The sequence below is a fragment of the Streptomyces colwelliae genome (assembly GCF_048158785.1).
Taxonomy (GTDB): Bacteria; Actinomycetota; Actinomycetes; order Streptomycetales; family Streptomycetaceae; genus Streptomyces.
In genome coordinates this window covers 1-5543 of the sequence record NZ_JBLTJC010000540.1, presented here as the reverse complement: position 1 = coordinate 5543, position 5543 = coordinate 1, and the positions used below count along the sequence as shown (strand labels likewise).

The 5543-nt window shown below is 70.5% G+C and carries 10 protein-coding genes; 4 read left to right on the top strand and 6 right to left on the bottom strand.

The genetic code is table 11. The annotated features are described in order from the left end of the window. Positions 1–169: 169 nt before the first annotated feature. A complete protein-coding gene (locus ACNFOC_RS50230) occupies positions 170–886 on the bottom strand; it encodes a Clp protease N-terminal domain-containing protein (RefSeq protein ID WP_416965673.1) in 717 nt (238 codons plus the stop codon). Positions 887–1030: 144 nt separating this feature from the next. After that, a complete protein-coding gene (locus ACNFOC_RS50225; RefSeq protein ID WP_416965672.1) occupies positions 1031–1231 on the bottom strand; it encodes an HAD-IA family hydrolase in 201 nt (66 codons plus the stop codon). A 226-nt stretch (positions 1232–1457) separates the two neighbouring features. Between ACNFOC_RS50225 and ACNFOC_RS50220 the strand changes: the two genes are divergently transcribed. Then, positions 1458–2579: a DUF2786 domain-containing protein gene (locus ACNFOC_RS50220; RefSeq protein WP_416965671.1), complete on the top strand. Its 1122-nt coding sequence runs from the start codon at positions 1458–1460 to the stop codon at positions 2577–2579. 18 nt (positions 2580–2597) lie between these two features. Here ACNFOC_RS50220 and ACNFOC_RS50215 read toward each other — a convergent pair whose 3' ends face one another. The 4 genes from ACNFOC_RS50215 to rpmB form a co-directional block, all read right to left on the bottom strand. Continuing rightward, on the bottom strand, positions 2598–3119 hold the full coding sequence (locus ACNFOC_RS50215) for a DUF4232 domain-containing protein (RefSeq protein WP_416965670.1): 522 nt from the start codon (positions 3117–3119) through the stop codon (positions 2598–2600). Between the two features lie 130 nt (positions 3120–3249). Further along, positions 3250–3726 carry a hypothetical protein gene (locus ACNFOC_RS50210; RefSeq protein ID WP_416965674.1) on the bottom strand — a complete coding sequence of 159 codons (477 nt, stop codon included), beginning with the start codon at positions 3724–3726 and terminating at the stop codon, positions 3250–3252. A gap of 129 nt (positions 3727–3855) precedes the next feature. After that, positions 3856–4161 (bottom strand): 30S ribosomal protein S14, encoded by a 306-nt coding sequence (rpsN, locus tag ACNFOC_RS50205; protein ID WP_406123747.1) that lies wholly within the window; start codon positions 4159–4161, stop codon positions 3856–3858. Further along, positions 4161–4397: a 50S ribosomal protein L28 gene (rpmB, locus tag ACNFOC_RS50200; RefSeq protein WP_416965669.1), complete on the bottom strand. Its 237-nt coding sequence runs from the start codon at positions 4395–4397 to the stop codon at positions 4161–4163. Before rpmB ends, rpsN begins: the two co-directional genes overlap by 1 nt. Positions 4398–4472: 75 nt before the next feature. Between rpmB and rpmG the strand changes: the two genes are divergently transcribed. The 3 genes from rpmG to ACNFOC_RS50185 all read left to right on the top strand — a co-directional run. Continuing rightward, positions 4473–4637 (top strand): 50S ribosomal protein L33, encoded by a 165-nt coding sequence (gene rpmG, locus ACNFOC_RS50195; protein ID WP_200691314.1) that lies wholly within the window; start codon positions 4473–4475, stop codon positions 4635–4637. A 5-nt stretch (positions 4638–4642) separates the two neighbouring features. Then, a complete protein-coding gene (locus tag ACNFOC_RS50190; protein WP_416965668.1) occupies positions 4643–4891 on the top strand; it encodes a type B 50S ribosomal protein L31 in 249 nt (82 codons plus the stop codon). A gap of 2 nt (positions 4892–4893) precedes the next feature. Further along, a partial coding sequence (locus ACNFOC_RS50185) for a GTP-binding protein (protein WP_416965667.1) occupies positions 4894–5543 on the top strand: 650 nt, incomplete at its 3' end.

The following is a 5543-nucleotide window of genomic DNA, read 5'->3' as shown; positions in this document are numbered from 1 at the left end:
CCCACGGGCAGCCCGTCAGGACCGAGGGCGGCGACCTCCACACCACCACCCTCGGCCGGAGCGAGCGCCCAGCGATCGGTCATGTCCGTGAGTGTGGCAGGCGGCACTGACAATCCCCGTGACCTGCGGCTCAGTCCCTTCTGAGAAGCGGCTCAGACCTTTCTACGACTCAGCCCTGCAACCGGTGCAGCATCTCGGCGATGTGCCCTTCGGTCGTGGGCTTGTCGATGCCCAGGCCGTTCAGCACGCCTTCGCCGTTCTCGTGCTCCAGCAGGGCCAGCAGGATGTGTTCGGTGCCGATGTAGTTGTGGCCCAGGCGCAGGGCCTCGCGGAAGGTGAGTTCGAGGATCTTCTTGGCGTCGGGGCCGTAGGGGACGAGGTCCGGGACCTCGTCGGCGGCGGGCGGGAGCGTGGCGGTGGCGGCCTGGCGTACGGAGTCCAGGACGACCCCCTGCGCGACGATCGCCTTGCCCGCCAGGGCGTCCGGTTCGGCGAGCAGACCGAGGATCAGGTGTTCGGGCCGGCCCTCGGGGTTGCGGGCGGCGACGGCTTCGTTGTGCGAGGCCATGACCACGTTGCGGGCGCGCGGGGTGTACCGGCTGAACCCCTGGCTGGGATCGAGATCCGCCGACTCCTTCGCCACGAAGCGCTTCTGCGCCGCCTGCCGGGTGACGCCCATGCTCTTGCCGATGTCCGTCCAGGACGCACCGGAACGCCGGGCCTGGTCGACGAAGTGCCCGATCAGATGGTCGGCCACATCGCCCAGGTGGTCGGCGGCGATGACCGCGTCCTGGAGCTGGTCGAGCGGTGCGGGGTGGACCTTCTTGATGGCGTCGATGAGGTCGTCGAGACGTACGGATGAGGTGACGTTCGGGTTGGTCGTCATGTGTCAACCGTAGGTTGACAGCGGATGGGCGTCAACCCTTGGTTGACAGTCGCCTTGAAGGTGAGGGTGCGATCGAGTCAGGCGTCACTCTCGATCTCGTACGGCGTCATTCTCGTACGGAGTCACAGTCGGCCTCGTGCGGCGTCATTCTCGGCGCAGCAACGGCGCGACCACGTCCCGGAGTTGACCGACGTGTTCGTAGTGCAGCCCCGTCAGCCCGGCCTCCCGGGCCGCGACCACATGCCCGAGGGTGTCGTCGACGAACAGGCGGCGCTCCGCCTCGACTTCGACGCGCCGCGCGGCCAACTCGAAGACGCGCGGGTCGGGCTTGGCGCCGCACTCCACACTGCGCCTAACGCCCCCGGTTCCGGCGGGAGTTGGTTATCCACAGGGTGTGGATGAATGGGCCCCGCTTCGGCACCGGCTGAAAGCCGGATCAGTACGGCAGCACAGCACAGCACAACGCAGCACAGCCTCCAACCCCGTCAGGCACGCCGCCGCCCCCATCGCGAACGGCGCGCACAACTCCCCGCGCCCCCTCCCTCCCGCCACCCCATGACACGATCAAGCCGTGAGCAGCAAGACCACCACCGTCGAGCGCGCCTTCGAGGCCGCCCTCTACACCGACACCCACGACGCCCTCGACGCGGGCGCCTCGATCCTCGCCGCCGATCCCACGGCGGACCCCGAACTCGCCCGCCGAGGACGGGAGTTCGTGGCGGCGGCATGGCGACGGGGCTGGCAGCCCGCGGATGTCGTACGGCTGGTGCGGCGGGAGTTGGACGACGTACACGTACGACTCGTCTCGGCGTTGATCCGCGAGCAGGTGCCGGACGACCGGGCGCGCGGCCCCCGTTGGAAGGCCCAGCTCGACGAACTGACCGCCGAAGAGCCGCCCCGCACCGACCGTTTCACGCACGCGACCACGGTGCTGGAGCTGTACCGCCTCCTGCTGCGGCTGCCGAGCCTCGAACCCCTCGACGAGCACGAGCACGAACCGAAACGGCACGACAGCCGCCGACCCGCCTCCCGCATGCTCACCCGGATCCGCGCGCTGCTCGCGAAGGCGGAGGCGACCGGGTTCCCGGAGGAGGCGGAGGCGCTGAGCGCCAAGGCGCAGGAGCTGATGGCGCGGCACAGTATCGACGAGGCGCTGCTCGACGCGCAGGCGCCGGCGAAGGACGCGCCCGGCGCGTGCCGGATCGGGGTCGAGGCGCCGTACGAACAGGCGAAGGCGGTGCTGCTGGACGCGGTGGCCGGGGCGAACCACTGCCGGGCCGTGTGGAACGAGGCCTTCGGTTTCTCGACCGTCGTCGGTTTCGAGGGCGATCTGGAGGTGGTCGAGCTCCTCTACACCTCGCTCCTCGTGCAGGCCACGACCGCGATGACACGGGCGGAGGCGGCCCAGCGGGCGGGCGGCCGCCGGCGGACCAAGACCTTCCGGCAGTCCTTCCTCGCGGCCTACGCCCACCGCATCGGGGACCGGCTGGCCGAGGCCGCCGGGACGCAGGTGACCGACGACCTGCTTCCGGTGCTCGCCACCCGCGAGGTCGCCGTCACCGACCGCGTCGACGCGATGTTCCCGGAGACGACCACGACCCGCCTGCGCGGGGTCACCGACGAGGCGGGCTGGACGGAGGGCGCCGAGGCGGCGGACCGGGCCCAGGTCAGGGCCCGACCGCGACTCGACTGAGGGGAAGCCTGAGGCGCGTCAGTCGCCGGCCTGCGTGAACGCGCCGATCGAGGCGTCCGAGTCGCTCACCGAGGTCTTGCCCTGGACGGGTCCGTACGACCACTTGTAGCTCGCGGTGTCGCTGCTGCCGGGCAGGGTGATGACCACCTTCGTCGCGGCCAGGCTCAGCTTGTCGCCCGCCTTGCCGCGCACGTAGGTGATGGTGAAGGACGCCGCGTCGCCCTTGGCGAGCCTCAGCTTCTGTGCCTTGGCGCCCTTCTGCGTGGAGAGGACGACCTTGGTGCCGCCGCCCTCCAGCGTGGCGCCCGGGAAACCCTCCAGGTCGCACGGCTTGCTCTGATTGGTGAGCGAGACGGGCACCTCACCGGTGTCACCGGCGGCCGGAGCGGTACTGGCCGGCCCGACCTGGACGGCGACCCCGTCGAACGAGCAGGCCGACCCGTTCTTGCTGTCGGAGGAACCACCGCCGCCGCCACTGTCGCAGGCGGTCAGAAGCAGAGCCGACGCGAATGCGGCGACGGCGAGGGGAATGGTGCGCATGAGCCGATCATCCCGCACGGAACCCCCCTCCGCCGACCGGCCCGCACCTCAGGAACCACACACGTCCCCCACTCCAAGGCCTACAGCCCCAGAGCCACGCCAGGTCCAAGCCCCCGGGGCTACGCCAGGTCTACGACCCCAAGCTCGCCGTAGGCAGACCCGACGGCAGGTTCCCGCCCTCGGCCCGCGTGTACGTCTCCTTGCCGGTACTCCCCGACCAGGTGACCGCGAGGCTCGACTTGCTGACGGAGTCGACCATTCCGGTCGCCCGGGTCTTGCTGCCGTCCGTGCACTTGAGGTGGATCATCTTCATGCCCGCCTCCTCGCCGGCCGTCCCGTTGCACACGGTGCCACCGGTCGTGAACAGCGCGGCCTGCTTGCCGGTGACCACAAGGACCAACGCCTTGCCGCCCGCCGTGGCGAGCCAACTGCCCTGTAGTCCGTCGGACGCGGCCGACGGGCTGCTGCCGGAGCCACCGGAGTCCGCCGTCGCGGTCGACGTCGCCGACGAGGACGCGCTCGGCGTGGACGAGGAGTCGTCCGAGGAGTCACCGCTGCACGCGGTCAGGACGAGCGCGCCCACCAGACCGGCGGCAGCCGCCGCCATCCGTACCGTCGACACCGTCGAAAACGCCGTAGTCACTGGTAGCTCCCAAGCTGTAGCCGGACGCGGACGGTCGCCCGATCGGCGTTGGCCTCGGCCTCGGCCGGAACGACCGCAGCAAGCTACCAGTGGTTACCAGGAGGACTTGCGGACGCCCGGTAGGTATCCGCTGTGAGCCTGCCCGCGCAGGTTCACCCGGGACAGTCCGAAGGCGCGGAAGTAGCCCCGGGGCCGCCCGTCGACCTGGTCGCGGTTGCGAACGCGCGTGGCGCTCGCGTCGCGCGGCTGGCTGCGCAACTCCCGCTGGGCAGCGGCCCGTTCGGCCTCGGTCGAACCCGGCCGCCGGATGATCTCCTTCAACTCGGCCCGCCGCGCCGCGTACCGCGCGACGACCTCCCGCCGCCGTTCGTTCGCCGCGATCTTGCTCTTCTTCGCCATCAGATCCTCACCCCGCGCTCGCGAATCCTGGCCACGGCCGCCTCGACGCCGATCGCGTCCACGGTCTTGATCCCCTTGGTGCTCAGCCGCAGCCGTACGTACCGGCCCTCGCCGGGCAGCCAGTAGCGCTTGGACTGGATGTTCGGGTCGAAACGGCGCGGCGTGCGCCGGTGGGAGTGGGAGATGCGGTTGCCGAAGCCGGGCTGTGCGCCGGTCAGCATGCAGTGGGCGGACACGAGTGACGTACCTCTCTTCGATCGGGGCCATAGCCGGTGCTGCTAATGGAATTCATTTTCAGTAAGGTATCAGGCATGGCTCGCAACGAACTCCGCCCGGTCATCAAACTCCGGTCCACCGCCGGCACCGGCTACACCTACGTGACCCGCAAGAACCGCCGCAACGACCCCGACCGCCTGACCCTGCGCAAGTACGACCCGGCCGCCGGCCGCCACGTCGACTTCCGAGAGGAGCGCTGACCCCGATGCGCGAGAACACCCACCCGCCCTACGGCCCCGTCGTCTTCCGGGACCGGGCCGCGAACCACGCCTTCCTCACCCGCTCGACGATGACGAGTGCGAAGACGATCGAGTGGGAGGACGGCCGCACCTACCCGGTCGTGGACGTCGAGATCTCGAACGTCAGCCACCCCTTCTACACCGGCACGGCCCGCGTCCTGGACACGGCCGGCCGCGTGGAGCGCTTCGAGCGCCGGTTCGGGAAGCAGGCCTGACGGTGCCCGACCTCTCCGTCGCGATCGTCGCCGGCCTCCACGCCGACGCCCGCAGAGCGACCGTCGCCCAACTCCTCCACGACGTCCCCGGCAGCGTCGTACTCCACCACGACCTCGCTACGGCCGCTGCCGGCACGGTCGTCCGCACGATCAGGGACGCGACCGGCATCCTCTCGGCCGGTGAGACCCCCCTCGTCAACGACTGTGCGTGCTGCGCCCTGCGCGAGGACCTGGTCCCTGAGCTGCGCCGGCTCGCCGCGTCCGGTCAAGTCCGGCTCGCCGTCGTCGAGTTGTGGGACTCCGTCGAACCCAAGGCGATGGCCGAGGTGATCACGTCCGGTGGCCTCACGGTCACCGGCGTCATCACCGCCGTGGACCCGGCCCTGCTCCTGCCGTACCTCGGCAACGGCGACGACCTCGCCGATACCGGCCTCGCGGCGGCGGCCACGGACCAGCGAACCGTCGCGGACACCTTCGCCCGGCAGTTGGAGTACGCCCCGGTCCTCGCCGTCCTCGACTCGGAGGAGGCCGACGACGAAGACCGCGAACTCCTGGGCCAGTTGCACCCAACAGCCCGCCAAGTACCGCTCGGGGGAGCCGACTTGACGAGGAGCAGGACCGCCCAGGACCCCCGCGAAGCCCCGACGAACCC

Coding starts and splice junctions, on each gene's coding strand:
- ACNFOC_RS50230 (WP_416965673.1), bottom strand. CDS start 886: ATGACGACCAACCCGAACGTCACCTCATCCGTACGTCTCGACGACCTC.
- ACNFOC_RS50215 (WP_416965670.1), bottom strand. CDS start 3,119: ATGCGCACCATTCCCCTCGCCGTCGCCGCATTCGCGTCGGCTCTGCTT.
- ACNFOC_RS50210 (WP_416965674.1), bottom strand. CDS start 3,726: ATGGCGGCGGCTGCCGCCGGTCTGGTGGGCGCGCTCGTCCTGACCGCG.
- rpsN (WP_406123747.1), bottom strand. CDS start 4,161: ATGGCGAAGAAGAGCAAGATCGCGGCGAACGAACGGCGGCGGGAGGTC.
- rpmG (WP_200691314.1), top strand. CDS start 4,473: ATGGCTCGCAACGAACTCCGCCCGGTCATCAAACTCCGGTCCACCGCC.
- ACNFOC_RS50190 (WP_416965668.1), top strand. CDS start 4,643: ATGCGCGAGAACACCCACCCGCCCTACGGCCCCGTCGTCTTCCGGGAC.